The sequence below is a fragment of the Kitasatospora cinereorecta genome (genome assembly GCF_024172095.1).
In the GTDB taxonomy this organism is placed as follows: Bacteria; Actinomycetota; Actinomycetes; order Streptomycetales; family Streptomycetaceae; genus Kitasatospora; species Kitasatospora cinereorecta.
This window is the reverse complement of sequence record NZ_JAMZDX010000001.1, coordinates 40855-65910: the sequence shown is the minus strand read 5'-3', so window position 1 is coordinate 65910 and position 25056 is coordinate 40855. Positions and strand designations below refer to the sequence as shown.

The window sequence follows — 25056 nt, the reverse complement described above, 5'->3', positions numbered from 1 at the left end:
GCGGGCGGCCCCGCAGGGGTCAGGGGTTCAGGCCCTGGGCGTGGAGCCAGGCGAGGGGGTCGACCGGCGCGCCGCCGGCGGGGCGGACCTCGAGGTGGAGCCGGGGGCCGGTGACGCTGCCGGTGGCGCCGACGGTGCCGAGGACGGTGCCGGGGCGCACCGGGCCCGCGGGGGTGGTGATGCGGGCGAGGTGGCAGTACCAGAGCTCGGTGCCGTCGGGGAGGGTCTGGATGACCCGGTAGCCGTAGGGGCCGGTCCAGCCGGCGGCGGTGACGGTGCCCTCGCCGATGGCGGTGACCGGGGTGCCGGTGCGGGCGGCGAAGTCGAGGCCGGTGTGCAGGTGGGCCCAGTGGGTGCCGGCCTGCGCGAACCGGGTGGTGAGCCGATAGTCGGTGACCGGCAGGGTGGCGGTGGCGCCGTGGGCGTCGGTGGTCCGGCCCTGGTCCGCGGTGGCGGCCCGGGCGGCGGCGCGCTTGGCCTCGGCCTCCTGGGCGGCGGCGAGTCGGGCGTGCTCGTCCTCGGCGGTGCTGCGACCGTCGGCCTGCTGCTGGATCCGGGCGGCGAGGGCGAGGCCGGGGTCGGCGGCGTGTCCGCTGGCGGACGCCTCGTCAGGGGTGGCGAGGTCGGGCGCGGAGACGGCGGGGACCTGGGCGGTCGGGGCGGCCGGCGGCTGGGCCGCCTGGGCGGCGGTGGAGGCGGCGAAGCCGGTCGCGCCGAGCGCGGCGGTCATCGCGGTCACCCCGAGCAGCGGGCTGCCGCCCCTGGACTGGCGGGGCAGCCGGTGGCGGGCCGCGTCCTGCTCCGCGGGGTGGTCCAGCAGCTGGGTGGCTGCTCCGGTGCTCTCTGCCGAGTGGGTCGACGCCACGGGGGCGTGCTCCTTCCTTCCCTGTCGCCGACCGGGTTAGCTGACGGGTTCGGAGGTGGAAGGTCTCCTACGGCCCGGCTCTGGAGCCTGGCCGATTCACCCCGGTGGAACGGTGGTTCCCCGGCTCCTGGGCCCGCCCGCGAGGGGCGCGCCCGGTGGATTAGGCGAGAGCGCACGGTGCCGTGTGGGTACGGCGTTGCCGACCGCGCTGCGTTATCAAACGTTAATCCCATGCATCCCCTGATTCCAAGCGTCTCGAGAGAGACAGTGGATTCCTCCTGCGGACTTATGGGCGATTTGTGACGGTTGGCCAGATGACCCCGAGTACCGCCGCAACGCACCGTGACGAGCGGTTGAGTATCCGTACTCATGTGTCGCGCGACGGAGTCGGAGACGCTCGCGGCATGACCGCATCGATGCAGAACCGGACCACGGCTGCGTACTACGTCCAGGCCGTCATCTCCTTCGCCCTCGCCACCGCCGCGCTCGGGCTTGGCATCGCCTACCTGCCGGTGAGCGCCTGGATGCGCGCCTTCCTGGCGGTGGGCCTGCTGTACGAGATCACCTCGGCGTTCACCCTCGCCAAGGTGGTCCGCGACCGCCAGGAGGCGGGCGAGCTCACCAGCCGGGTGGACCAGGCCCGGCTGGACAAGCTGCTCGCCGAGCACGACCCGTTCAAGGTGGAGGGGATGTGAACCGGTCCGCCGCCGGCCCTTGACGGCTAAGGCTATTAGCCTTAGCTTTATGGCTAACGGCATGAGGCCGACGCCAACGCAGCCAGGAGGCCCGCGATGAGCTCCACGACCACCACCACCCGCCACTTCGACGTCCCCGGCGGCCGGATCGCCTTCGACGACACCGTCACCGGCGAGGGCGTCCCGGTGGTCCTCGTCCCGGGCATGCTGGACCTGCGGAGCACCTACCGGCACCTGGTCCCGCTGCTCACCGCGGCCGGCCGCCGGGTGATCACCACGGACCTGCGCGGGATGGGCGAGTCCTCCACCGGCTTCACCGACTACTCCCCCGCCGCGATCGCCGGCGACGTGATCGCCCTGCTCGACCACCTGGGCATCGAGCGCGCCGTGCTGGCCGGCAGCTCGTACACCGGCGCGACGGTGGTGAAGGTCGCCGGGATCGCTCCCGAGCGGACCGCCGGCATCGTGCTGATCGACGCCTTCATCGAGAACCTGCCGCTGAACGCCTTCCAGAAGGCCCTGTTCGGCGCGGTCGCGCCGCTCGTGTCGACCTTCCCCGGGCTGTGGGGGACGCTGCAGAAGTTCTACTACCCGACCGCCCGTCCGGCCGACTTCGACGCCTACCGCGCCGAGCTGTCCGCGATGCTCCGCGAGCCCGGCCGGAAGGCCGCGCTGAAGGGCTACCTGACCGGCAACTCCGCCCCGGACGGCTGGTCGGCGGCGGTCCAGTGCCCGGCGCTGGTGCTGATGGGCACCAAGGACCCCGACTTCCCGAAGCCCGAGGTGGTCGCCGACCGCCAGGTCGCGGCGCTGAAGGGGGCCCGGAAGGTGATGATCCAGGACGCCGGGCACTACCCCATGGCGGGCTACCCGGAGGCCACCGCGGCCGCCCTGCTCCCGTTCCTGGCAGAGGTCGGCTGATGCCCCGCGCCGGACTCACTCCCGCCGCCGTGGTCGACCACGCGCTGGAACTGCTCGACGAGCAGGGCGCCCAGGGCCTCACCCTGGCCGCCGTCGCCGCCCGCGCCAAGGTCGCCACCCCGTCCCTCTACAAGCACGTCCCCGGCGGGCTGGCCGAGCTGCGCCGCCTGGTCGCCGTCCGGGCCACCGCGGAGCTGGCCGAACGGCTCTCGGACGCGGTGCTCGGACGCTCGACCGATGAGGCCGTCGCCGCGCTGATGGCGGCGTACGCGGACTACGCGGGCGAGCATCCGGAGCGGTACGCGGCGGTGCCGCAGGCCCCGCAGGCGGACGACCCCGAGCAGCTGGCGGCGGCGACCCGGCTGGTCGAGGTGGTGCTGCGGGTGCTGAGCGGCTACGGGCTGGAGGGGTCGGAGGCGATCCACGCCACCCGCACGGTCCGGGCGATGGCGCACGGCTTCGCCTCGCTGACCACCGGCGGGGCGTTCCGGCTGGCGGAGGATCAGGCGGTGACCCTGGACCGGATGACCCGGGTGCTCGTCGAGGGCCTGCGCTCCTGGCCGTGACCTCGGGGTCGGGGCGGCCGTTGGGCAGGCCATGAAGAAGCGCTCGATGCTCGCCTTTGCCTCCCTCGCCGTCGGCGTGGTGGCCTCCCTGACCGCCCCCAGCGCCCACGCCACCCAGCCGGTCGGCACCGGCCCGCTGACCGACGCCATCACCGCTCCCGACCTGCCGCTCGGCCTCGACCAGGCCACCGCCGTCGCCCCCGAGCTGCCGGACCTCCCCGCCTGACGCTCCCCCGGCGTGCGCCCCCGCCCCGGGGTGCACGCCGGTACGTCATCGGATCACCCCCGATATCGTTCCTTCACCGTCCGCGCGTCACACTGTCAGCCGACCGGGTAGTCATACCGATAGGGGACGGAGCCACCGAGGCCCACGTCCCGTCAGCTCACCAGCGGTGACGGTCGCAGCACGAAGGACGGAACGATGACGCAGACGGCGCAGAAGATCGAGTCGGTGACCGGCCTGGTCCCGGGTCCCCGCCGCCCCGAGGAGCCGGTCACCGTCGGCCCGCGGTCCGACGCCCCCGGGTTCGCCGACTCGGCCCGGCACGCCTTCGCGCTGCTGCGCGGCCTGCGCTCGCTGCGCCCGGTCCCGGCCCGCCCGCAGCGGCCGTACGGCGAGGTGGACGGCCAGTAGCCGAAGCCTCCGTTCCGGGGGATCCTCCGGGCCCGCAGACACCAGGGTCGCCCGACGGCCGGTCTGCGGGCCTCGCCATGCGTTGCCATGCCCTGCCCCGCCTTGCCCTGCCCTGCCGAGCCCTGCTGCCACGCGTTGCCCCGCCGCGCCTCTCCGTGCCCCGGGCCGGCCGACGGCCCGAAGTCGTCGATCACGGAGCGCGAACCACGTGCACGCAACCAGCCATGTGGGCGATACGTAAATAAGATGTTCAGCAACAGTGATGGCGGCACGCAGACGCGGCACGAGCGGAAGGGGGCCGGCATCCGTGGACCTGACCTCCGACCGGCCGGCCACCCGCACCGAGCTGCGCTGCGTCCGCTTACTGCTGCGGGCCGGCAGCGCCGCCGAACTGCTCGGCGTGGTGCTGACCGAGGGCCCGATCTGGATCACCGGCGAGGGCTCCGCGCTCTACCTGCTCGACTCCGACGGGATGCTCCGGCTCGCCGCCTCCCACGGACTGCCGGAGTGGGCCCACGAGCGCTACGGCCTGGTCGACCCGGCCAGTGACCTGCCCGCCGCGCTCGCCCTGCGCCGCCGCGAAACGGTGCTGCTCAGCCCCGAGCAGACCAGGACCGACTACCCGAACACCAACGTCGGCCGCGGCACCGGCCTGGTGGCGCTGGCGGTCCTGCCGCTGATCGTCGACGGGGACGCGATCGGCGCCCTCGCCCTGGCGCTGGCCCACCGGGGCACCGTGCCGCGCCGGGACATCGACACCCTGGAGACCCTGGCCGAGGCGTGCGCCCACCGGCTCTCCCACCTGATCGACCACGTGCAGGCCGCCGCGCCGGTGCCGGAGGGCATCCGGCCCTCGCCGCAGCCGGTCGACCCGCAGTTGCTCTCGCTGGCCGTCCGGGCGGCCGGGGCGGGTGCCTTCGAACGCGACCTGGTCACCGGCGAGACCACCTGGGACGCCCGGGCCTACCAGCTGGTGGGGCTGGCGCCGCCGGAGCGCGGCACCGCCACCGCCCCCGACCTGAGCCGGGTGGTGCACCCCGAGGACCTGCCCGACCTGCAGGCCGGCATCGCCGAGGCGCTGGCCGCCGGCGGCCCGTACCGGCTGAGCTACCGGGTGGTCCGGGCGGACGGGACGGTCGCCCGGGTGGACGAGTCGGGCGAGGTGATGCTCGACATCCACAACCGTCCGGTCCGGATCGCAGGACTGCTCACCGGCCGCGACCACACCGAACGGCCCGAGCGGCCGGACGGCGCGGACCGGGCCGGGCAGGCGGACCGGGGCGGGCAGGCGGACCGGGGCGGCCGGAGCGCCCCCGGCGACGCCGAACCGGCCGTCGCCGGCGCCCGGACCGCCCTGCTGCTGGCGCTCACCCGGGCGCTGTCCCGGGCGGTCACCGTCCGCGAGGTGACCACGGCGCTCACCGACATAGCCAGGCCGGCCCTCGGTGCGGCCAGCGTGGTGCTCGACCTGATCGACGAGGGCCGGCTGCTGCCGGTCTCCCCGGCGGTGTACGGCGGCCCGTACCGCAACGAGCTGAACCGGCTGCACGAGCTCTCCTCCGGGGTGATGGAGCACGCGCTGGCCCGGGCCACCCCGCTGTTCAGCGAGCCGGGCGGCCGGGGCGGCGGCAGCCCGCTCACCCCCGCGGCGTGGGCGGTGCTGCCACTGGTCGCCTCCGGACGGCAGGTCGGGTCGTGCCTGATCACCTTCGCCACCGAGCGGGTCTTCGGGCGCGAGGACCGCACCATGTACTCGGCCTTCGCCGGCATCCTGGCGCAGTCCCTGGAGCGGGCCCGGCTGTACGACATCCACCACCACCGCGCCAGCGAGCTGCAGCGGGCGATGCTGCCGCGCAGCCTGCCCCGGCTGCCCGGCATCGCGTCGGCCGCCCGCTACCTGCCGTCCACCGAGGGGATGCAGATCGGCGGCGACTGGTACGACCTGCTGCGGCTGCCGGACGGCCGGGTCGGGCTGGTGATCGGCGACGTCCAGGGGCACAACGCGGAGGCCACCGCGGTGATGGGCCAGCTGCGCAGCGGGCTGCGGGCGTACGCCACCGATGGGAACGACGCGGCCGCGACGCTGACCCGGACCAGCCGGCTGCTGGCCGAGCTGGACACCGATCTGTTCGCCACCTGCCTGTACCTGACGCTCGATCCGCTCACCGGGGAGCTGAGCGGGGCGCGGGCCGGGCACCCGCCGCCGGTGCGGATCTCGGACGGGAAGGCGTCCGAGATCGAGCTGCCCGGCGGGCCGCCGCTGGGCGTGGAGCCGGGGAGCGGCTACCCGCTGGCGGCGGGCCTGCTGGAGGAGGGCGAGACGGTGCTGGCGTACACCGACGGGCTGGTGGAGGTCCGGGACGAGGACTACGACGAGTCGCTGGCGCGGATGCTGGGCGGGCTGGAGCTGTGGGCGCGGCAGACCGGGGAGACCCGCGGCGGGCCGGACGCGGCGCTGGAGCGGCTGGCCGACCTGCTGACGCTGAATGTGACGGAGCGCAACTCCCGTCCGGACGACGTGGCGGTGCTGCTGCTGCACCGGCTGACGGTGGGCGTCCGGGACTGACCCGGGGAGTCGGTGGGCGAACCGAAGCGCTTTGACGTGCCCAGTTCAGTCAATTGGTGGGCTATTCATACGATCGCAGTATCGCCACCCTAGAATGCGCCGCGTGACGATGACTCAGTGGTGTGCGACAGCGGCCGGATTGCTCACCGTTCTCGCGGTGCTCGCCGCCGCGCGCTACCGCGCCGTCACCCTCACCCTGCGCGAGCGCCTGGCCGAGCAGCAGCACCGGGCGGCCGAGCTCAGCGGCCGACTGGACGCCGAACTGGCGCGGCGCGGCGCCGAGATCGCCGCCGCCCAGCAGGAGCAGGAGCTCAACGCGGCCACCCGCCGCGCCTTCCTGAGCGTCGCCCGGCGCATCCTGGTGATGGCCCACGACCAGCAGGCCGGGCTCGACGAGATGGAGCGCACCCACGACGACCCGGCCCTGTTCGAAGGGCTGCTCAAGGCCGACCACGCGGCCGCCCAGCAGGCCCGACTGGCCCAGACCCTGGCCGTGCTGTGCGGCGCCCGGGCCGGCCGGCACTGGCCCGAACCGGTGGCGCTGGAGGACGTGGTGCGCGGCGCCCAGTCGCGGATCCTGCCGTTCCAGCGGGTGGTCGTGCGCAGCCGGGTCGAGCGGGCGGTGGTCGGCGCGGCCGCCGAGGCGCTGATCCACGCGGTGGCCGAGCTGCTGGACAACGCCACCCGCTACTCCCCGCCCAGCACCCAGGTGTTCGTCACCCTGATGCCGGTGCACAACGGCGCCGTCATCGAGATCGACGACTGCGGCGTCGGCATGCCCGAGCAGGCGGTCGAGAAGGCGGCGGCCGCCCTGGCCGGCGGCGGCACGCTGGAGGTCTCCCGGCTCGGCGAGGTGCCGCAGCTGGGCCTGGCGGCGGTCGGCCGGCTGGCGGAGCAGTACGGCTTCCGGGTCACGCTGAGCTCGGCGCCCTCGCCGTACGGCGGTGTGCGGGTGGTCGTGCTGCTGCCGAACGCGCTGCTCACCGACGTGCTGCCGGCCGTCGGCTCGGGTGTCGCGGCGCCGCCGGAAGCCGGAGCCGCGCGGATGGCGCAGGCGCCGGAGCCGTTCGGGCAGTCGCCGTTCGCGCAGGACCCGCACGGCCAGGCTCCCTACGGTCAGGCCCCGCACGGCCGGGCACCGCTGATCCGGCCGGCCCCGGCGCCCGCCCCGGCCCCGGCCCCGGCCCCGGCCGCCGCACCGCCCGCCGCACCGCCCGTTTCTCCGCCCGCCGCACCGGCCGCGGCGGACGGTCCGGTCCCCGGTGCGCTCCCCCGGCGCACCAACCGCCGCGGCAGCGCGGCGACACCCCGGCAGTCCGCCGCCGGACCCGCGGCGGCACCGCAGCGCTCGGCCCGGGAGGCCCAGGCCTTCATGGCGCTGTTCCAGGCCGGCACCGCCAGCGGCCGCTCGGCCGCCCGCCAGGTCCGCGACGACCGACCCGACGACCCGGCAGACGCTTTCCCCGCATCCCCCCAACCTCCCCAGCGCACCGGAGACTTCCATGACCAATCCTGATCTCGGCTGGCTGCTGACCGACATCGTCACCGTTCCAGAGGTCGAGCACGCCGTCGTGGTGTCCAACGACGGCCTGGAGATCGGCCGCAGCGAGCGGATCGGCCGGGACGACGCCGAGCGGCTGGCCGCGGCGTGCTCGGGCCTGCAGTCGCTGGCCCGCGGCGTGGCGCAGGGCTTCGGCGGGCCGACCAGCAGCACCCGGCAGATCATCATCGAGTACGGCGGCGGCTACCTGTTCGTGGTGGCGGCCGGTGCCGGGGCGCACCTGGCCGTGGTGACCGGCGAGGCGGTCGACGCCGGGCTGGTCGCGTACCAGATGCAGATGCTGGTGGATCGGATCGGCACCCACCTGACCAGTCCGCCACGGGTGGAGCACGCGGCGGGCGGCCTGCAGTGAGCGGCGGTCCGGTCCGGCCGTACGTGATCACCGGCGGCCGCAGCAGGCCGAGCCGGAACGTACTGGCGCTGGAGAGCCTGGTGAGCACCGTGCCCGGCGCGCAGCCGGACGCCACGGTGCTCAACCGGGAGCAGCAGTCGATCCTCTCGGTCTGCCGCCGGCTGCTCTCGCTGGCCGAGGTCGCCGCTCACCTGCACCTGCCGATCAGCGTGGTGAAGGTGCTGGTCGGTGACCTCTGGGACCTGGGCGCCGTCCAGGTGCTCCCGCCCGCCCCGCAGACCGACCGCCTGTCCACCACTCTTCTGGAAGAGGTGCTCGTTGGCCTCCGCCAACTCCGCTGACCGTCAGCCGTCCTACCTGCCGTCGACCGTCCAGGGTGCGGTGAAGATCCTGGTCACCGGCCCGTTCGGGGTGGGGAAGACGACCCTGGTCGGCTCGCTGAGCGAGATCGCCCCGCTGCGGACCGAGGAGACCATGACGGCGGCCGGTGTCGACGTCGACGACCTCACCGGCCGGCCGGACAAGACCACCACCACGGTGGCCCTGGACTTCGGGCGGATCACGCTCAATCCGCGGCTGGCGCTGTACCTGTTCGGCACGCCTGGCCAGCAGCGGTTCTGGCCGCTGTGGGAGGACCTGTCGCGCGGGGCGCTCGGGGCCATCGTCGTCGTCGACACCCGGCGGATCGAGGAGTCCTTCGACGTGCTGGGGCAGTTGGAGGAGCAGCGGATCCCGTTCGCGGTGGTGGTCAACCTGTTCCCGGACACCCCGCGCCACCCGGACGAGGAGCTGCGCGCCGCGCTGGACCTGCTGCCCGACGTACCGATCCTGCACTGCGACGCCCGGGACCGCCGGGAGGCGTACGACGTCCTGATCGACTTCGTCGCCCATCTGCACTCCGCCGCCGTCCTGGAGCTCCAGCGATGACCGTACCCACGCCCGAGCGGTCGGCGGCGCCGCCGCCGGGCTGCCCGATGCACGCCGCCGGCGCCGCCGCGCTGTACGGCGCCGCGGTGGCCGACGACCCGCACGGCCTGTACGCCCGGCTGCGCGCGCAGCACGGTGCGGTGGCGCCGATCGAGCTGGAGCCGGGGGTGGAGGCCTGGCTGGTGCTGGGCTACCCGGAGCTGCTCGAACTGACCCGCAACGAGGCGCTGTTCTCCAAGGACTCGCGCCGCTGGCGGGTGCCGCGCGAGGGCCGGCTGGCCGCGGACTCGCGGCTGCTGCCGATGACCTCGTGGCGGCCGACGCTGCTCAACCTGGACGGGGCCGAGCACCAGCGGCTGCGGGCCGCGGTCGCGGAGACCCTGGCCCGGGTCGACCACCGGCAGCTGCGGGAGACCACCGAGGCCGCGGCCGACGCGCTGATCGACGGCTGGGGGCCGGACGGCACCGCCGACCTGATCGCCCAGTACGCGCGGAAGCTGCCGCTGCTGGTCTTCACCCGGCTGCTCGGCCTGCCGGCCGAGACCGGGCCGCGGCTGGTCGAGCTGATCAGCCACTTCGTGGACAGCAGCGAGAAGTCGGTGCGGGCCAACGCGGAGTTCCAGGCGATCCTGGTGGACCTGGTCCGGCAGCGGCGGGAGCGGCCCGGCGCCGACCTGACCAGCTGGCTGCTGGCCCACCGGGCGGGGCTGAGCGACGAGGAGGCGGTGCACCACCTGGTGGTGATCCTGGTCGCGGGCAATGAGACCACCATCAACTGGACCGGCAACACGCTGCGGCTGCTGCTCACCGACCGGCGCTTCCGGGCGACCCTGGCGGGCGGGCGGCTGACCGTGTCGGACGCGCTGGACGAGGTGCTGTGGCGCGACCCGCCGACCCAGAACTTCCCGGGCCGCTGGGCGACCTCGGACACCGTGCTGGGCGGCCAGTACATCAGCGAGGGCGACATGCTGGTGCTCGGCCTGGCCGCGGCCAATGCCGATCCGGCGGTGCTCGGCGGCCCGACCGGCGGCCAGGGCACGGCCGGCAACCGGGCGCACCTGGCGTGGGGGGCCGGCCGGCACGTCTGCCCGGCCCAGCACCCGGCCCGCCTGATCGTGGAGACCGCGGTGGAGACGCTGCTGCACCGGCTGCCCGACCTCCAGCTGGCGGTGCCCGGGCACGAGTTGGCCTGGCGGCCGTCGCCGTGGTCGCGGGCGCTGGTGTCGCTGCCGGTGCTGTACAGCTCGTTCACCCCGCCGCGGCAGCCCAACCCCGACTTCGCCACCGGCTCCGCGTACATCTCCGCTCCCGCCGCCCGGCCCGGCGCCGCCGCCCCCACCGCCCCCGAGAGGTCTTCATGGACGTCCGCACCGCAGACGACTTCGTCCCCGTCCGGCTCGACCCGTTCGGACGGGACCAGCACCGGGAGAACGCCGGGCTCCGCGACGCCGGCCCCGCGGTCCTGGTGGAACTCCCTGGCGGGGTGGTGGTCTGGGCGGTAACCCACCACGACACCCTGCAGGAACTGCTCGCCGACCCGCGGGTCGGCAAGGACGCGCGGCTGTGGACCACCTTCCGGGAGGGCCGGCTGCCGGAGGGCTGGCCGCTGCTGAACTTCGTCACCGTGCCGGGCATGGTGACCGCCGACGGCGCCGACCACCGGCGGCTGCGCGGGCTGGTCAGCCAGGCGTTCACCCCGCGCCGGGTCGCCGAGCTGGCCCCGGCGGTGCAGGCGCGGGCCGAGGAGCTGCTGGACGGGGTCGCCGCCCTGGAGGGCGAGTTCGACCTGCGCGAGCACTTCGCGTACCCGCTGCCGATGTGGGTGATCGGCCGGCTGCTGGGCCTGGCGACCGAGCAGCAGGACGCGCTGCACGAGCTCTCCGACACCCTGGTCAGCAGCTCCGCGACGCCGCAGGCGGCGATCGCCGCCCAGCGGGGCCTGTACGCGCTGCTCGGCGCGGTGGTGGCGGCCAAGCGGGCGGAGCCCGGTGACGACCTGACCACCGCGCTGATCGCCGCCCGCGAGGAGGGGGACCGGCTGAGCGAGCAGGAGCTGGTGGGCACCCTGCTGCTGATGCTGGTGGCCGGGCACGAGACCACGCTCAACCTGATCACCAACGCGGTGCGGGCGCTGCTGGCGCACCCGGCGCAGCTGAAGCTGGTGCTGGACGGTGCGGTGGAGTGGTCGGCGGTGGTGGAGGAGACGCTGCGCTACGACTCGCCGGTCGGGCAGTTCCCGCTGCGGTACGCGGCGGAGGACATCCGGGTGGGCGGGGTGCTGATCCGGCGCGGCGAGGCGCTGCTGGCCTCGTACGCGGCGGCGGGGCGGGATGCCGCGCACTACCCGGATGCGGACGTCTTCGACCTGACCCGGCAGCCGGCCCGGCACCTGTCGCTCGGTCACGGTCCGCACTTCTGCCTGGGTTCGGGGCTGGCCCGGTTGGAGGCGGAGACCGCGCTGCGGTCGCTGTTCGGCCGGTTCCCGGGGCTGCGGGCGGCCGAGGGGGCGGTGCCGGAGCCGATCGCGTCCTTCGTGAGCAACAGTGTGCGCACGCTTCGGGTCCGGGTGGATTGATTCCCGATCCCATTCGGTAGCCTTTTGAGCGACCATCAGTAAGTCCTACTTATGGAGCCACGGGGGAGCAGGCATGGGTCTCTGGGATGACGTGAAGAAGCTCGGCAGCGATGCCGTCGACGTGGTGGAGGATGTCTTCTGGGCACCCTCCAAGATCGCGCACTGGGTCCTCACCGAGATGTTCGGCGATCCTGACGCCGAACTGGAGAAGTACGCCGCCGAGCTGGAGCAGATGAGCAAGCAGGTGGAGGAGCTCGGCAAGGAGATCAGCACCGCGCTGGGGCACCTGACCTGGCACGGACCGGCGTCCGACGCCTTCACGCACCACGCGCAGGGCCGGGTGAAGGAGCTCAACTCGGTCGCCGACGAACTGTGCGACCTGGGCAAGGCCATCAAGGGCCTCGCCGACGCGTTCTGACGCCTTCCGACGCCATCGGGGCCGGTCTCCGGCACCCGGTCCACCACTTTTGACGCAAGGGGGAATCCGCGCCATGGCGGATCAGTTCAAGGTCCAGCTGCAGGAGCTGGCCAAGATCCAGAGCGACTTCCAGAAGATCAACGCCGAGATGCAGCAGATGAGCCAGCGGGTGGCGGCCATCAAGTCGGCGGTGGAGAAGGCGGCCATGACCGACCTCGCCGCCGGCGGCATGCTCGGCATCGCCAACTTCTTCGCGGTCGCCGGTCAGGTGGCGAGCAAGGTCAACGCGATCGCCGACAAGGCCCGGGCGCTCGAGGAGACCAAGAAGCAGCTCACCGAGGGCATCGGCGAGGACGCCCAGAAGATCAAGAAGGTCATCGCCGAGTACGAGGCCGCCGAGAAGAAGATCCACGACCACCTCGGCAAGATCAACGAGCCGAAGCAGCCCCCGGCGCACCCCAAGCAGCCCGGTGGCGGCGGCCACACCCGGATCGACGGGACCGGCGGCGGTGGCGGCGGCGGTGGCCACACCGGCGAGCCGCACCACCCCAACCAGCCGGGCGGCGGCGACCACGGTGGCGGTGGCGGTGGCGGCGACCACGGCGGGCACGACACCAGCGGCACCGACGGCAGCGGCATCAGCAACCGCCCGGGCGGCAAGCACGACGGTCCGAAGCTGAAGGACCACTCGACCGGTGACTGGAAGACCCAGATGATCAACGGGCGGGGCTGGGACGACTGGAGCCCCTCCCACAAGTGGCACCCGCGCAACGGCGGCGGCGCCGGCATGCTCGCCGAGCCCAAGCTCGACGGCGTCTCCGACGAGCGCAAGGCGATGGTCGAGCGTGCGATGGAGCGGGTCGACCGCAAGCTCGGCTACAGCCAGGGCGCGGAGACCAACGGCTACCGGGTCGACTGCTCCGGCTTCGTCTCGTGCGCCTGGGGCCTGCCCGGCCCGGGCACCACCACCGGCCCGCTGATCAGCGAGAGCGGCGGCATCGCCCACCACATCCCGAAGAGCGACATGCAGCCCGGCGACGCGATGGTGGTGCACAACAGCAGCGAGCAGCACGTGGTGCTGTTCGGCGGCTGGGCCAACGCGCAGCACACCGAGATGATCATCCTGGAGGACAGCGGCAGCCAGGGCTGCGTCTCGCGCAAGGTCTCGCTGGCCAGCCACGCCGAGTACACCGCCATCCGCAAGAACGGCATGTGACCCGGTCGCGGACGTGACGCGGCGGGCCCCGGCGATCACGCCGGGGCCCGCCTCGCTTCCACCGCCCGGGCGGTCAGGAGCTGTAGGTCTCCGTCAGCGCGGTGATCGTGCCGTGCGAGTCCAGGGTGATCTCGTAGTAGTCCTGGTAGCAGAAGTAGCCGGCCGGCAGCTTGTCGGTGTCGGTGAGGTGCGGCGTCTCCGCGCAGGTCTTCACGTGGGTCATGCCGCCGCTGACCGCCTTCAGCTGCACGCCCTGGTCCATGAACAGCGTGGTCTTCACGTCCGCGGCGACCGGGTACGAGACCGTGCTGCCCTCGACGTCGTTGAAGAACACCCCGTTGTCGTTGCAGTTCGCCTTCACCGGCAGGACGGTCATCTTCGTCAGCGCCTTGTCGACCGTCTTGGCGTGAACCACCTTGTGCGACGCGTAGTACGTCTTGCAGTCCGGCTTCGCTCCGTCGGTCGCGGGGGCGTCACCTACGGTCGAGGTGGAGCTCTGCTTGGGTGCCGGGGCCTTGCTGTTCGCCGGGGCGGCGGCGGACGAGGCGGACGAAGCGGCGGCGGAGGCGGCCGGCGACTGGGCGGCGCCGCCGGACGAGTCCGGGTCGCAGGCGGTCAGGCCGAGCGCGGTGACGGCCAGCAGCGCGGCTGCGACGGCAGGACGGATACGCATGTGTGGATTCCCCCTCGCGACGGGCCCGCACGACCTTCCGGGCGGGCTTCCGGACGGCGGACGGCCGGTCCCGTCGTACGGACCGGCACGGCGCCGACAGGGAAGCCTAGTGGTAGGCCGATCACGCACCGACAGGTGGCGGGTGACGACGCATCACCCGCAGGCCGTCCACGCATCACCCGGGCATCGTCCGCGCATCACCCGCGCACCACACGGGCGGTGACCGAGCGGGACCGGCGTCGTTGGACCGGCCATGAAGAAGACCACGGCACTCGCCGCACTCTCCATGGCCGGTCTCGCCCTGTCCGCCACCCCCGCCGCCGCGGCCCCGTCGGCCCCGACCGCGCTGCCGGCCCGCACCGGGCTGCCCGGGCTCGCCCAGGGCCTCGCCGGAGCCCACGGTGTGGACACCCCGACCGGCCAGGCCGAGGGCACCGGCTTCTTCGGGTCGACGGTCACCACCACCGACCTGTGCCACCGCGACCTCGAGCAGTACCCGATCGTCGGCCCGCTGGCCGACCGCTCGACCGGCGCCTGCGAGGCCCTCGGCACGACGGTGGACAACCCGCCCGCGCTCTGACGCGGCGCTAGAAGAGGCCGTTGAGCTCGGGGTAGGTCAGGCCGCCGGCGAGGGCGCCGAACGTGCCGGTGGCGTACGCCTCCTCGGCGGCCCGCTTGACCACGGCGTACGCGCTCATCGCCAGGCCGGGGCCGAGGCTGATCCGGGCCACGCCGAGGGCGGCGAGCTCGGCGACGCTCGCCGTCCCGCCGACGTTGAGCGGGGCCGGGATCTCCTTGGCGAGCACGGCGATCAGCTCCGGGTCGGCGACGCCGGGGACGAACACCCCGCTGGCGCCCGCCTCGACGAAGGCGCGGGCCCGGGTGAGCGTCTGCTCCAGCCGCTCCTCGGCGCCGCCCGGCCCGTGCAGGAACACGTCGGTGCGGGCGTTGACGAACAGCCGGACCCCGGCCGCGTCGGCGGCCGCCCGGGCCGCCGCGATCCGCTCCGCGGCGTCGGCGAGCGGACGCAGGCCACCGGCCTGCGAGTCCTCCAGATTGACGCCGACCGCGCCGGTGGCCAGCAGTTCGGCGATGGTCCCGCCGACGCCGGCCGGGGTGTCGGCGTAGCCGCTCTCCAGGTCGGCGGTGACCGGGAGGTCGACCATCCGGACGACCAGCGCGGCCTGGGCCAGCGCCCGCTCGCGGTCCAGGTGGCCGCCGTCCTTGGAGCCGAGCGTCCAGGAGACGCTGGCACTGGCGGTGGCGATCGCCTTGGCACCGGCGCCGGCCACCAGGCGGGCGCTCGCCCCGTCCCAGACATTGGCGAGGACGAGCGGATCCCCGGCGCGGTGGAGGGAGTGGAGCAGGTCGGCCTTGCTCTGCTGCGTCGTCATGTGTGACAGCCTGTCAGATCGGTGGGTCCGGTGGCGGAGTTCACGCCGTCCGGGGGGCGGGGCTCATCCGGCTGGTGACGGCGATCCGGTTCCAGGCGTTGATCGTGACGATCATCGCGATCAGGTGGGCCAGCTCGCCCTGGTCGAACTGCTTGGCGGCCTCGTCGTAGACCTCGTCCGGCACGTGGCCGGTGGCGACCAGGGTGACCGCCTCGGTCAGGGCCAGCGCGGCCCGCTCGCGGGCGGTGAAGTACGGGGTCTCCCGCCAGGCGGCGAGGGTGTGCAGGCGGTGCTCCTGCTCGCCGATCCGCCGGGCGTCGGTGGTGTGCATGTCGAGGCAGAACGCGCAGCCGTTCAGCTGGGAGGCCCGGACCTTCACCAGCTCGGTGATCACCGGGTCGCCGAAGCCGGCCTTGGAGGCCTGCTCGAGCCTGGTCATCGCGCGGTAGAAGTCGGGCGCCTGCTCCGGCAGGGAGATGCGCTGGACGGGGGCGGGGACGAGGGCGTCATCGGTCATGCGCTCCACGCTAGATGCCCGGTGGACCGGCGGTGTGGTTCATTGGCGGTATGGAATCCTGGGCCACTTTCGGCGGCGACCTCCACCTCGACCTCCCCTCCGGCCGGGCCCGCGGGCTGGGCCTGCGGGCGGCGCTGGAGGACGCGCTGCGCTCCGCCGTCCGCGACGGACGGCTGTCGGCCGGTACGAGGCTGCCGTCGTCCCGGGCGCTCGCGGCCGACCTGGGGATCGCCCGCAACACCGTCGCCGAGGCGTACACCCAGCTCACCGCGGAGGGCTGGCTGACCTCCCGGCAGGGCTCCGGCACGGTGGTGGCGGAGCGCGAGCCGCAGTCCCGGCCGGCCGCGCCACCGCCGCTCCCGCCGCGGCCGGCCGAGCCCCGGCACAATCTGATGCCCGGCTCCCCCGACCTCTCGCACTTCCCGCGCGGCGCCTGGCTGGCCGCGGCCCGGCGGGCCTTCGCCACCGCCCCGCACGCGGCGTTCGGCTACGGCGACCCGCGCGGCCGGATCGAACTGCGCCGCGCGCTGGCCGACTACCTGGCCCGGGTCCGCGGCGTACGGACCGACCCGGAGCGGCTGCTGATCTGCTCCGGCTACACCCAGGGCCTCGGCCTGGTCTGCGCGGCGATGCACCGGCGCGGGCTGCGCACGGTCGCGGTCGAGGAGTACGGGCTGCCGCCGCAGCAGGCGGTGATCGCCGCCGCCGGGCCCTCCACCGTGGCGCTCGCCCTGGACGACCACGGCGCCCGGACCGAGCAGCTGCTGCGCACCGACGCCGGCCTGGCGGTGCTGACCCCCGCCCACCAGTTCCCGAGCGGCGTCCCGCTGCGGGCCGCGCGCCGGGCGGCGGCGATCGCCTGGGCGCGGGCGACCGACGGTGTGGTGCTGGAGGACGACTACGACGGCGAGTTCCGCTACGACCGGCAGGCGGTCGGCGCGCTGCAGTCCCTCGACCCGGAGCGGGTGGTGTACGCGGGCACCGCCAGCAAGTCACTGGCGCCCGGGCTGCGGCTGGGCTGGCTGGCCCTGCCGACCGCGCTGGTGGAGCCGGTGCTGGAGCAGAAGCGGCTGGCCGACGGGCAGTCGGGCAGCATCGACCAGCTGACCCTGGCCGAGCTGATCACCTCGGGCGACTACGACCGGCACATCCGGCGCAGCCGGCTGCGCTACCGGCGGCGGCGCGACCAGCTGGTCGCCGCCCTGGCCCGGGTCGCGCCCGAGGTCACGGTGACCGGGATCAACGCCGGGCTGCACGCCGTCCTGCGGCTGCCGGCGGGAGCCCCGAACGAGGAGGAGCTGCTGCGCCAGGCGCGCTGGCTGGGCATCTCGCTGAACACGCTGTCCTGGTGCCGGGCGGCCGCGGCGGGGCCCGACCCGGACGCGCCGTCCGCGCTGGTGATCGGCTTCGGCACGCCGCCGGACCACGCCTGGCCGGCGGCGCTGGACGCGCTGTGCACCCTGGTCCGGCCCTGAACCGGCCGCAGACGCACTCAATGGTGGGGTTAACCCAGGGGCGCGTGCATCTGGGCTACCGGCTGCTCTCCGACTGATTCCGTGGCGACCCCGGTGGGCGGGGCTCAGTGGCCGCGGCCGCCGATCTCGAAGAGCAGGATCACGAAGCCGGCGAAGGCGTGGGTGGCGGCGATGTAGATGGTGGCGCGGATCCACACCCGGCGGTCGGTGCGGTGTCCGGCGTCGGTGGTGGGGGCGTGCTGCGGGACGGGGCGGGCGGCGTGGCTGGTGGTGGTGTGCTCGGCCATGGTGGTGGTCCTCCTGGGCTCAGATGCGGGGTGCGTCGCCGAGGCAGAGCTCTCCGGCGGGGCTCTGCAGCAGGGTGTGGACGAAGATCAGTTCGATCCCGTCCGGCGAGTCGGCGGCGATGCAGTGCGGGGTGAGCGAGTCGAAGTGGGCGGAGTCCCCGACATCCAGGAGGTGGACGCTCTCGCCGAGCGTCAGCCGCATCCGGCCCTTGGTGACGTACAGCCACTCCTCGCCCGGGTGGACCCGGACGACGGCGTCCTGCACGCTCGGCGGCACCTGGACCCGCAGCGCCTGCATGGCGCGGCCGGGTGCGCCCGCCCTGCGGTAGCCCCAGCCGCCGGCCCGGCCCGGCTCGATGGCGCCGCCGCGGGTCACCGGGTCCGCCGTGCCGGTCTGCTCGCCGAGCAGACCGGAGACGGAGGTGCCGTACGCGCGGGCCAGGCCGAGCAGCACCGGCAGCGAGGGCTGCCGGTGACCGCTCTCCAGCCGGGACAGATACGCTGGGGAGAGCCCCACCCGGGCGGCGGCCGCCTCCAGGGTGAGGCGGCCCGCGAGCCGGTGCTCCCGCAGCCGGGTGCCGAGGCCCTCGACCTCCTGGTCGTCAGTCATGGGACCAGTGCACACCCGATGTGCCTCCCGGGCAATATTCCTTGCCTCTGAGGCAAATCCCCGGTCCGATCAGCCCACCAGTGCGGGCTCCTGCGACTCCGCGGCCCCGGCCGGCTCGGCCTGCGGGGAGCGCCGCGGCAGGGCGGCCATCAGGGCGAACACCGCGAGCAGCCCGGTCGCCACCCAGCCCAGGGCGTGGGTGAAGGCGTGCAGGAACACCCCGTCCACCGGCCCCTCGCGGTCGACCACCCCGAAGAACGCCACCGAGGACAGGCCGAGGCCCAGCGCCACGCCCAGCTGCCCGGTGGTGTTGATCAGCCCGGACGCCGAGCCGGCGTGCTCGCGCGGCACCTGGGAGAGCACAGCGTCGGTCAGCGGGGCGACGATCAGCCCCATCCCGAGGCCCATGACGATCAGTGGCAGCGCCATCTGCCACGGCTGGATCCCGGCACCCCAGTGCTCGGCCGCCGCCAGGTAGAGCAGCGCGCCGACCGCGTCCACCAGCGCACCCGCCTGCAGCACCCGCCGCCCGAACCGCGGCACCAGCTGCTGCACCGACAGTCCGGCCGCCAGCGAGACGGCGATCGAGAACGGCACCCCGGTCAGACCGGCCTTCAGCGGGCTCCAGCCCAGGCCCAGCTGCAGGTAGAGCGTCCAGACCAGGAAGAACAGCCCGTTCACCGTGCCGAACAGCAGCTGGACGCCGATTCCGCCGGCGAAGCTGCGCACCCGGAACAGCGACAGCTCGACCAGCGGCGAGCCGTCCCGCGCGGTCTTGACCCGCTCGTACGCGACGAAGGCGACCAGCACCGCCAGGCCGCCGGCCATCATCACCCAGCCCCACAGCGGCCAGCCGTTCTCGCGGCCCTCGGTGAGCGGGTAGAGCACCATCAGCAGGCCGGCGGCCACCAGCACCATGCCGACCAGGTCGAGCTTCAGCGCCTTCGGGGCCCGCGACTCCTCGATGAAGCGCCGGCCGAGCACCAGGCCGGCCACCCCCACCGGCAGGTTGACCAGGAAGATCGGCCGCCACTGCAGGCCGAACAGGTCCCACTCGGTCAGCAGCGCGCCCAGCAGCGGCCCGAGCACCGCGCCCAGGCCCACCATCGCGCCGAACAGGCCGAACACCTTGCCGCGCTCGTGCGCCGGGAAACCGGCGTGGATGATCGACAGCACCTGCGGCACCATCAGCGCCGCCGTCGCGCCCTGGAGGACCCGCGCCGCGACCAGCAGCCCGGGACTTCCGGCCAGGCCGCACAGCGCCGAGGCGACGGTGAAGCCCGCGATGCCGAGCAGGAACAGCCGCTTGCGGCCGTAGATGTCGCCGAGCCGCCCACCCGTGATCAGGCCGACCGCGAACGCCAGCGCGTAGCCCGCGGTGATCCACTGCAGCGCGCTGAACGAGGCGCCGGTGTCCTCCCGGATGCTCGGCATGGCGATGTTGACGATGGTGACATCGACCAGGTCCATCAGACTGGCCGTCATGACCACGGCCAGCGCGTACCAGCGCCGGCGGTCGTGGACTTCGGTGGACATGCGCAACTCCCCTGCCATTCCTCGCGATCGGTACGCAGGAAACGCTAGGGACCGTATAGGTCGGATCCTGGCCGCAATCGATGCCATCCTGACTGCCATGACGGACACCCCCGGGCGGCTGCTCACCCTGCTCTCGCTGCTCCAGACCCCGCGCGAGTGGCCCGGCAGCGAACTCGCCGAACGGCTCCAGGTCAGCCCGCGCACCATCCGCCGGGACATCGACCGGCTGCGCGAACTCGGCTACCCGGTGGAGGCGACCCGCGGCCCGGAGGGCGGCTACCGGCTGACCGCCGGGGCCGCGATGCCGCCGCTGCTGCTGGACGACGAGGAGGCGGTCGCCATCGCGGTCGGTCTGCGCACCGCCGCGGGCCACGCGGTCGAGGGCATCGAGGAGGCCTCGGTCCGGGCGCTGGCCAAGCTGATCCAGGTGCTCCCGTCGCGCCTGCGCCACCGGGTGGCCGCGCTCAACGCCGCCACCGTCCCGGTCCTCCCCGGCGACGGGCCCCGGATCGACCCGGAGGACCTCGCGGTGATCGCCGCCGCGGTGGCCGCCCGGGAGCGGCTGCGCTTCGACTACCGGGCCGGCGACGGCGCCGAGACCCGCCGCCAGGTCGAACCGCACCGGCTGGTCTCCTACGGCCGCCGCTGGTACCTGGTCTGCTACGACCCCGACCGGACGGACTGGCGGATCTTCCGGGTCGACCGGCTGAGCCACCCGCAGCGCACCGGGCTGCGCTTCGACCCCCGGGAGCTGCCCGCCGGGGACGCCGCCGCGTACGTCGCCGACAAGCTCGCCGGGCGGACCACCGTCCACCGCGCGGTGGTCACCCTGCACGCCCCGTACGAGCGGCTCGCCGCCCGGCTCGGCACCGCGGCCGGGCAGTTGGAGGAAATCGACGAGCACCGCTGCCGGCTGGTCAGCCGGGCCGACTCGGTGGAGTGGCTCGGGGCCCGACTGGCCATGGTGGGCTGCGAGTTCGAGGTCCACGAACCGCCGGAGCTGGTCGCCTACCTGCACGAACTGGCCGGCCGGGTGGGCCGCTCGGTGGAGGCCGCCCGGGGGCGGTAGGCCGTGGCCTCAGCGGCGGGGGATGTTGCGGAGGTTGGAGCGGGCCAGGTCGACCATGCGGCCGACCCCGCCGGAGAGCACGGTGCGGCCGGCGGCCAGGGCGAAGCCCTTGAGCTGGGCGGCGGTGATCCGCGGCGGGATCGACAGGGCGTTGGGGTCGGTGACAACGTCCACCAGGGCCGGTCCGGGCCGCTCCAGCGACTCCGCCAGCACGTCCCGCACCTTGGCCGGGTCGGTGACCCGCTTCGCCGGGATCCCGCAGGCGCGGGCGATCGCCGCGTAGTCCACGTCCCCGTTGTCGATCTCGAACTCCGGGTAGCCGCTGACCAGCATCTCCAGCTTGATCATGCCGAGCGCGCCGTTGTTGAACACCACCGTCTTGACCGGCAGCCGGTGCTTGGCCACCGTCAGCAGTTCGCCGAGCAGCATCCCGAGCCCGCCGTCCCCCGACATCGACACCACCTGCCGTCCGGGAAAGGCCAGTTGGGCGCCGATCGCCTGTGGCAGCGCGTTCGCCATCGACCCGTGCAGGAAGGAGCCGATCACCCGGCGCCGCCCGTTGGGGGTGAGGTAGCGGGCGGCCCAGACGTTGCACATGCCGGTGTCCACGGTGAACACCGCGTCGTCCGCCGCCACCTCGTCCAGCGCCGACGCCACGTACTCCGGATGGATCGGCCGGTGCTTCTCGATGTCCTTGGTGTACGCGCCGACCACCGTCTCCAGTGCCTTGCAGTGCTTGGCCAGCATGCCGTCCAGGAAGGAGCGGTCCCGCTTCTGCTCCAGCAGCGGCAGTACCGCCCGCAGCGTCGTGGCGACGTCCCCGTGGACCGCCAGCTCCAGCGGGGTGCGGCGGCCCAGCCGGGTCGCGTCGTGGTCGACCTGCACCGTGCGCGCCTGCGGCAGGAAGGAGTCGTACGGGAAGTCGGTGCCGAGCAGCAGCACCAGGTCCGCCTCGTGCAGCGCCTCGTGGCAGGCGCCGTAGCCGAGCAGTCCGCTCATCCCGACGTCGTACGGGTTGTCGTACTGCACCCATTCCTTGCCGCGCAGCGAGTGGCCGACCGGCGCGTTCACGGTGGCGGCCAGCCGCATCACCTCCTCGTGCGCGCCGCGGACGCCCGCGCCGGCGAAGACCGTCACCTTCGGGGCGGCGTTGAGCCGCTCGGCGAGCGCCTGCACCTGCGACCACGGCGGGGCCGCCACGGCGTGCTCGGTGAGGAAGCCTCCGGTGCCGGTCCCGGCGGCGGCCGGGAGGGCGGCCACGTCGCCGGGGAACGCCAGCACGGACACCCCGCGGGCGGCGATGGCGTGCTGGACGGCCACCCGGACCAGCCGGGGCGACTGGGCCGGGGTGGCGAGCATCTCGCACCAGCCGCTGCAGTCGGTGAACACCCGTTCGGGGTGGGTCTCCTGGAAGAAGCCGGTACCGATCTGCGCGGACGGGATGTGCGACGCCAGCGCGAGGACCGGGACGCCGCTGCGCTGGGCGTCGTACAGACCCTGGACGAGGTGGGTGTTGCCCGGGCCGCAGGAGCCCGCGCAGACGGCCAGACGGCCGGTCAGCTCCGCCTCGGCCGCGGCCGCGAAGGCCCCGGCCTCCTCGTTGCGGACGTGGACCCAGGAGATGCCCTCCGCCCGGCGGATGGCGTCCACGACGGGGTTGAGGCTGTCCCCGACGACGCCGTAGACGCGCTCGACGCCAGCTTGGCGGAGGACTTCGACGAGTTGCTCGGCGACAGTGACCATAACGACAAACTAGGCCAAAACCGACAGGATCGCGTGAGGGTGCGCAGCAGCGGCTACTCCGCGGCCAGGTGATCGGGGGTGGGGTTCTGCTGCGCCACCCCGGCCTGGCCGTGCCGCCGGGCGGGCTCCCGGCCGGGCGGCTGGACCGCCCGCTCGGGCGGGCTCTCCACCACCGGCGTGGGCCGGCTGACCGGGCGGCCGCGCTCGACCCGCAGCGGCTCGCCCTCGTGCGACAGCGGCAGCGCGCCGCCGCGGCGCAGCGTGTAGGTGGTGGTCTCGTGGGTGATGTCGACCCGCAGCAGGTGCTCCCGGATGCCCATCGAGAAGGAGAGCCGGCGCAGCCCGGAGGGCAGCCGGGGGCGGAAGGACAGGGAGTCGGTGTGGTCGCGCAGCCCGCCGAAGCCGGCCACCAGGGCGATGCAGGCGCCGGCGAGGGAGGCCATGTGCAGGCCGTCCCGGGTGTTGCCGCCGAGGTCCCGCAGGTCCATCAGGGCGGCTTCGGCGGTGTAGTCGTACGCCAGGTCCAGCTGGCCGACCTCGGCGGCCATGACGGCCTGGGTGCAGGCGGAGAGCGAGGAGTCGCGGACGGTCAGCCGCTCGTAGTAGGCGAAGTTGCGGGCCTTCTGCTCGTCGGTGAAGGCGTCGCCGCGGACCTGCATGGCGAGCACCAGGTCGGCCTGCTTGACCACCTGCTTGCGGTACAGGTCGAAGTACGGGTAGTGCAGCAGCAGCGGGTACTTCTCCGGCGGGGTGTTCTCGAAGTCCCAGAGCTGGTGGTCGGTGAAGCCGTCGGCCTGCGGGTGGATGCCGAGCGTCTCGTCGTACGGGATGTACATCTTGTCGGCGGCGTCGCGCCAGGCCGCGGCCTCCTCGGTGTCCACCCCGAGGGCGGCGGCCTCCATCTGGTTGCGGGTGGCGCACTCGGCGGCGCTGCGCAGGTTGGACTGCGCCATCAGGTTGGTGAACACGTTGTTGTCGGCGATGGCGCTGTACTCGTCCGGGCCGGTGACGCCCTCGATCCGGAACCGGCCGACCGCGTCGTGGTGGCCGAGCGAGCGCCACATCCGGGCGGTCTCCACCAGCAGCTCCAGGCCGATGGTGCGCTCGAACTCCAGGTCGTTGGTGGACCGTACGTAGCGGACCACGGCGCGGGCGATGTCGGCGCCGATGTGGAAGGCGGCGGTGCCGGCAGGCCAGTACCCGGAGCACTCCTCGCCGCGGATCGTCCGCCAGGGGAAGACCGCCCCGGCCAGGCCGAGTTGGGCGGCCCGGTCGCGGGCCATCGGCAGCGTGGTGTGCCGCCAGCGCAGCGCCTGGTTGACCGCGGAGGGCATGCAGTAGGTGAGCACCGGCAGCACGAAGGCCTCGGTGTCCCAGAAGCTGTGCCCGTCGTAGCCCGGACCGGTCAACCCCTTGGCGGGGATGGCCCGTTCCTCGCTGCGGGCGCCCGCCTGCAGCACGTGGAAGAGCGCGAAGCGGACCGCCTGCTGGAGCTCGACGTCGCCGTCGATCTCGATGTCGCTGTCGGCCCAGAAGCCGGTGAGGAACTCCTTCTGCTCGGCGACCAGGCCCTCCCAGCCGGTGTACCTGGCGGCGGTCAGCGCCGCCTCCACCTGGTCGCGGACGGCGGGCAGCGACCGGGTCGCCGACCAGCCGTACGCCATGAACTTCACCAGCCGGACCTTCTGGCCCGCCTCCAGCACCGTGGTGGCGCTGATCCGGCCCTGGTCCTCGGAGCTCTCGGCGGTGATGTCCACCCGCTCCGGGCCCTCGATCAGGTGGTCGATGCCGGCCGCGACCCGCAGCCCGCTGTACCGGGTGCGGTGCACCAGGACGGCCTTCGTCCCGTCCGCGTGCCGGAGTTCGGCCATCAGCGGGGCCTCCAGCACGGCGGCGGCGCGCGGGTCGCCGTCCCCGCCCGGCAGCTGCTCGTTGGCCACCAGCTCGGACTGGAGCACGATCCGGACCGGACCGTCCACCGCCTCCACCTGGTACTCCACCGCGGCGACCGCCCGCTGGGTCAGCGAGACCAGCCGCCGCGATTCGACCCGGATGGTCCGCCCGGCCGGCGAGGTCCACTCGGCGCTGCGCCGCAGCATGCCCTCGCGGAAGTCCAGGCTGCGCTGGTGGCTGCGGAGTTCGCCGTAGCGCAGGTCGAAGGGCTCGTCGTCGACCAGCAGCCGGATGATCTTGCCGTTGGTGATGTTGATGACGCTCTGGCCCGACTCCGGGTAGCCGTAGCCGCTCTCCGCGTACGGCAGCGGGCGCAGCTCGAACACGCCGTTCAGGTAGGTGCCGGGCAGGCCGTGCGGCTCGCCCTCGTCCAGGTTGCCGCGCAGGCCGATGTGGCCGTTGGAGAGGGCGAAGACCGACTCGGACCTGGCCTGGGCCGACAGGTCGAGGCCGTGCTCGATCACGCCCCAGGGGTCGACGTCGAAGGGATCGGCGGGGATCAG

General features: G+C 73.9%; 25 protein-coding genes and 1 riboswitch. Of the genes, 16 read left to right on the top strand and 9 right to left on the bottom strand.

Features of this window, described 5'->3' with window-relative positions; translation table 11 throughout:
- Positions 1-19: 19 nt before the first annotated feature.
- Positions 20-865: a M23 family metallopeptidase gene (locus tag FHR36_RS00370; RefSeq protein ID WP_253792705.1), complete on the bottom strand. Its 846-nt coding sequence runs from the start codon at positions 863-865 to the stop codon at positions 20-22.
- A gap of 10 nt (positions 866-875) precedes the next feature.
- Positions 876-1042: riboswitch (cyclic di-AMP (ydaO/yuaA leader) on the bottom strand.
- Positions 1043-1269: 227 nt separating this feature from the next.
- Between FHR36_RS00370 and FHR36_RS00365 the strand changes: the two genes are divergently transcribed.
- The 13 genes from FHR36_RS00365 (at position 1270) to FHR36_RS00305 (ending at position 13296) form a co-directional block, all read left to right on the top strand.
- Positions 1270-1560 carry a YiaA/YiaB family inner membrane protein gene (locus FHR36_RS00365; RefSeq protein WP_253792704.1) on the top strand — a complete coding sequence of 97 codons (291 nt, stop codon included), beginning with the start codon at positions 1270-1272 and terminating at the stop codon, positions 1558-1560.
- Positions 1561-1656: 96 nt separating this feature from the next.
- Entirely contained in the window at positions 1657-2481 is an 825-nt protein-coding gene (locus FHR36_RS00360) for an alpha/beta fold hydrolase (RefSeq protein WP_253792703.1), read from the top strand.
- Entirely contained in the window at positions 2481-3047 is a 567-nt protein-coding gene (locus FHR36_RS00355; protein ID WP_253792702.1) for a TetR/AcrR family transcriptional regulator, read from the top strand. The genes FHR36_RS00360 and FHR36_RS00355 overlap by 1 nt, the downstream gene beginning before the upstream one ends.
- Positions 3048-3078: 31 nt before the next feature.
- Positions 3079-3273, top strand: coding sequence for a hypothetical protein (locus FHR36_RS00350; RefSeq protein WP_253792701.1), 195 nt, complete (start codon positions 3079-3081; stop codon positions 3271-3273).
- A 195-nt stretch (positions 3274-3468) separates the two neighbouring features.
- On the top strand, positions 3469-3681 hold the full coding sequence (locus FHR36_RS00345; RefSeq protein ID WP_253792700.1) for a hypothetical protein: 213 nt from the start codon (positions 3469-3471) through the stop codon (positions 3679-3681).
- A 307-nt stretch (positions 3682-3988) separates the two neighbouring features.
- Positions 3989-6247, top strand: coding sequence for a SpoIIE family protein phosphatase (locus FHR36_RS00340; protein ID WP_253792699.1), 2259 nt, complete (start codon positions 3989-3991; stop codon positions 6245-6247).
- Positions 6248-6356: 109 nt separating this feature from the next.
- The gene (locus FHR36_RS00335; RefSeq protein WP_253794628.1) at positions 6357-7763 is read left to right on the top strand and encodes an ATP-binding protein; all 1407 of its coding nucleotides are present in this window, start codon (positions 6357-6359) and stop codon (positions 7761-7763) included.
- Positions 7750-8160, top strand: coding sequence for a roadblock/LC7 domain-containing protein (locus FHR36_RS00330; protein WP_253792698.1), 411 nt, complete (start codon positions 7750-7752; stop codon positions 8158-8160). The genes FHR36_RS00335 and FHR36_RS00330 overlap by 14 nt, the downstream gene beginning before the upstream one ends.
- The gene (locus tag FHR36_RS00325) at positions 8157-8501 is read left to right on the top strand and encodes a DUF742 domain-containing protein (protein WP_253792697.1); all 345 of its coding nucleotides are present in this window, start codon (positions 8157-8159) and stop codon (positions 8499-8501) included. The genes FHR36_RS00330 and FHR36_RS00325 overlap by 4 nt, the downstream gene beginning before the upstream one ends.
- Positions 8479-9087, top strand: a complete 609-nt coding sequence (locus tag FHR36_RS00320) for a GTP-binding protein (protein ID WP_253792696.1) — start codon at positions 8479-8481, stop codon at positions 9085-9087. The genes FHR36_RS00325 and FHR36_RS00320 overlap by 23 nt, the downstream gene beginning before the upstream one ends.
- Before the next feature lie 1357 nt (positions 9088-10444).
- Complete coding sequence (locus tag FHR36_RS00315; protein ID WP_253792695.1) at positions 10445-11662, top strand: cytochrome P450 family protein; 1218 nt, start codon at positions 10445-10447, stop codon at positions 11660-11662.
- A gap of 73 nt (positions 11663-11735) precedes the next feature.
- Positions 11736-12080 (top strand): WXG100 family type VII secretion target, encoded by a 345-nt coding sequence (locus tag FHR36_RS00310; RefSeq protein ID WP_253792694.1) that lies wholly within the window; start codon positions 11736-11738, stop codon positions 12078-12080.
- 73 nt (positions 12081-12153) lie between these two features.
- Positions 12154-13296: an OmpH family outer membrane protein gene (locus tag FHR36_RS00305; RefSeq protein ID WP_253792693.1), complete on the top strand. Its 1143-nt coding sequence runs from the start codon at positions 12154-12156 to the stop codon at positions 13294-13296.
- A gap of 73 nt (positions 13297-13369) precedes the next feature.
- On the opposite strand, the gene FHR36_RS00300 is transcribed toward FHR36_RS00305, so the two are convergent.
- The gene (locus FHR36_RS00300; protein ID WP_253792692.1) at positions 13370-13969 is read right to left on the bottom strand and encodes a hypothetical protein; all 600 of its coding nucleotides are present in this window, start codon (positions 13967-13969) and stop codon (positions 13370-13372) included.
- A gap of 253 nt (positions 13970-14222) precedes the next feature.
- On the opposite strand from FHR36_RS00300, the gene FHR36_RS00295 reads away from it, so the two are divergent.
- Complete coding sequence (locus FHR36_RS00295; RefSeq protein ID WP_253792691.1) at positions 14223-14549, top strand: hypothetical protein; 327 nt, start codon at positions 14223-14225, stop codon at positions 14547-14549.
- Between the two features lie 7 nt (positions 14550-14556).
- Here the strand turns inward: FHR36_RS00295 and FHR36_RS00290 are convergent, their stop codons facing one another.
- Both FHR36_RS00290 and FHR36_RS00285 read right to left on the bottom strand, forming a co-directional pair.
- Positions 14557-15363: an isocitrate lyase/PEP mutase family protein gene (locus tag FHR36_RS00290; protein WP_253792690.1), complete on the bottom strand. Its 807-nt coding sequence runs from the start codon at positions 15361-15363 to the stop codon at positions 14557-14559.
- A gap of 40 nt (positions 15364-15403) precedes the next feature.
- Entirely contained in the window at positions 15404-15880 is a 477-nt protein-coding gene (locus tag FHR36_RS00285) for a carboxymuconolactone decarboxylase family protein (RefSeq protein ID WP_253792689.1), read from the bottom strand.
- A 50-nt stretch (positions 15881-15930) separates the two neighbouring features.
- Here FHR36_RS00285 and pdxR point away from each other — a divergent pair, with 50 nt between their 5' ends.
- Positions 15931-17355, top strand: coding sequence for a MocR-like pyridoxine biosynthesis transcription factor PdxR (gene pdxR, locus FHR36_RS00280; protein WP_253792688.1), 1425 nt, complete (start codon positions 15931-15933; stop codon positions 17353-17355).
- 104 nt (positions 17356-17459) lie between these two features.
- On the opposite strand, the gene FHR36_RS39110 is transcribed toward pdxR, so the two are convergent.
- The 3 genes from FHR36_RS39110 to FHR36_RS00265 all read right to left on the bottom strand — a co-directional run bounded on the left by FHR36_RS39110 (position 17460) and on the right by FHR36_RS00265 (position 19788).
- Positions 17460-17642, bottom strand: coding sequence for a DUF6126 family protein (locus FHR36_RS39110; protein ID WP_301329664.1), 183 nt, complete (start codon positions 17640-17642; stop codon positions 17460-17462).
- A 19-nt stretch (positions 17643-17661) separates the two neighbouring features.
- Complete coding sequence (locus FHR36_RS00270; protein WP_253792687.1) at positions 17662-18252, bottom strand: helix-turn-helix domain-containing protein; 591 nt, start codon at positions 18250-18252, stop codon at positions 17662-17664.
- Positions 18253-18321: 69 nt separating this feature from the next.
- Complete coding sequence (locus FHR36_RS00265; RefSeq protein WP_253792686.1) at positions 18322-19788, bottom strand: MFS transporter; 1467 nt, start codon at positions 19786-19788, stop codon at positions 18322-18324.
- 97 nt (positions 19789-19885) lie between these two features.
- On the opposite strand from FHR36_RS00265, the gene FHR36_RS00260 reads away from it, so the two are divergent.
- Entirely contained in the window at positions 19886-20857 is a 972-nt protein-coding gene (locus FHR36_RS00260; RefSeq protein ID WP_253792685.1) for a helix-turn-helix transcriptional regulator, read from the top strand.
- A 9-nt stretch (positions 20858-20866) separates the two neighbouring features.
- On the opposite strand, the gene FHR36_RS00255 is transcribed toward FHR36_RS00260, so the two are convergent.
- Positions 20867-22600 (bottom strand): pyruvate dehydrogenase, encoded by a 1734-nt coding sequence (locus tag FHR36_RS00255; RefSeq protein ID WP_253792684.1) that lies wholly within the window; start codon positions 22598-22600, stop codon positions 20867-20869.
- A gap of 53 nt (positions 22601-22653) precedes the next feature.
- The gene (locus FHR36_RS00250) at positions 22654-25056 is read right to left on the bottom strand and encodes a glycoside hydrolase family 65 protein (RefSeq protein WP_301329730.1); all 2403 of its coding nucleotides are present in this window, start codon (positions 25054-25056) and stop codon (positions 22654-22656) included.

Excerpts from the sequence above, each read along its gene's own strand:
- FHR36_RS00315 (WP_253792695.1), top strand. The coding sequence starts at position 10,445 with ATGGACGTCCGCACCGCAGACGACTTCGTCCCCGTCCGGCTCGACCCG.
- pdxR (WP_253792688.1), top strand. The coding sequence starts at position 15,931 with ATGGAATCCTGGGCCACTTTCGGCGGCGACCTCCACCTCGACCTCCCC.
- FHR36_RS00330 (WP_253792698.1), top strand. The coding sequence starts at position 7,750 with ATGACCAATCCTGATCTCGGCTGGCTGCTGACCGACATCGTCACCGTT.
- FHR36_RS00310 (WP_253792694.1), top strand. The coding sequence starts at position 11,736 with ATGGGTCTCTGGGATGACGTGAAGAAGCTCGGCAGCGATGCCGTCGAC.
- FHR36_RS00305 (WP_253792693.1), top strand. The coding sequence starts at position 12,154 with ATGGCGGATCAGTTCAAGGTCCAGCTGCAGGAGCTGGCCAAGATCCAG.
- FHR36_RS00265 (WP_253792686.1), bottom strand. The coding sequence starts at position 19,788 with ATGTCCACCGAAGTCCACGACCGCCGGCGCTGGTACGCGCTGGCCGTG.
- FHR36_RS00345 (WP_253792700.1), top strand. The coding sequence starts at position 3,469 with ATGACGCAGACGGCGCAGAAGATCGAGTCGGTGACCGGCCTGGTCCCG.
- FHR36_RS00350 (WP_253792701.1), top strand. The coding sequence starts at position 3,079 with ATGAAGAAGCGCTCGATGCTCGCCTTTGCCTCCCTCGCCGTCGGCGTG.
- FHR36_RS39110 (WP_301329664.1), bottom strand. The coding sequence starts at position 17,642 with ATGGCCGAGCACACCACCACCAGCCACGCCGCCCGCCCCGTCCCGCAG.
- FHR36_RS00300 (WP_253792692.1), bottom strand. The coding sequence starts at position 13,969 with ATGCGTATCCGTCCTGCCGTCGCAGCCGCGCTGCTGGCCGTCACCGCG.
- FHR36_RS00290 (WP_253792690.1), bottom strand. The coding sequence starts at position 15,363 with ATGACGACGCAGCAGAGCAAGGCCGACCTGCTCCACTCCCTCCACCGC.
- FHR36_RS00365 (WP_253792704.1), top strand. The coding sequence starts at position 1,270 with ATGACCGCATCGATGCAGAACCGGACCACGGCTGCGTACTACGTCCAG.
- FHR36_RS00285 (WP_253792689.1), bottom strand. The coding sequence starts at position 15,880 with ATGACCGATGACGCCCTCGTCCCCGCCCCCGTCCAGCGCATCTCCCTG.
- FHR36_RS00295 (WP_253792691.1), top strand. The coding sequence starts at position 14,223 with ATGAAGAAGACCACGGCACTCGCCGCACTCTCCATGGCCGGTCTCGCC.
- FHR36_RS00360 (WP_253792703.1), top strand. The coding sequence starts at position 1,657 with ATGAGCTCCACGACCACCACCACCCGCCACTTCGACGTCCCCGGCGGC.
- FHR36_RS00335 (WP_253794628.1), top strand. The coding sequence starts at position 6,357 with ATGACTCAGTGGTGTGCGACAGCGGCCGGATTGCTCACCGTTCTCGCG.
- FHR36_RS00255 (WP_253792684.1), bottom strand. The coding sequence starts at position 22,600 with ATGGTCACTGTCGCCGAGCAACTCGTCGAAGTCCTCCGCCAAGCTGGC.
- FHR36_RS00355 (WP_253792702.1), top strand. The coding sequence starts at position 2,481 with ATGCCCCGCGCCGGACTCACTCCCGCCGCCGTGGTCGACCACGCGCTG.
- FHR36_RS00270 (WP_253792687.1), bottom strand. The coding sequence starts at position 18,252 with ATGACTGACGACCAGGAGGTCGAGGGCCTCGGCACCCGGCTGCGGGAG.
- FHR36_RS00260 (WP_253792685.1), top strand. The coding sequence starts at position 19,886 with ATGACGGACACCCCCGGGCGGCTGCTCACCCTGCTCTCGCTGCTCCAG.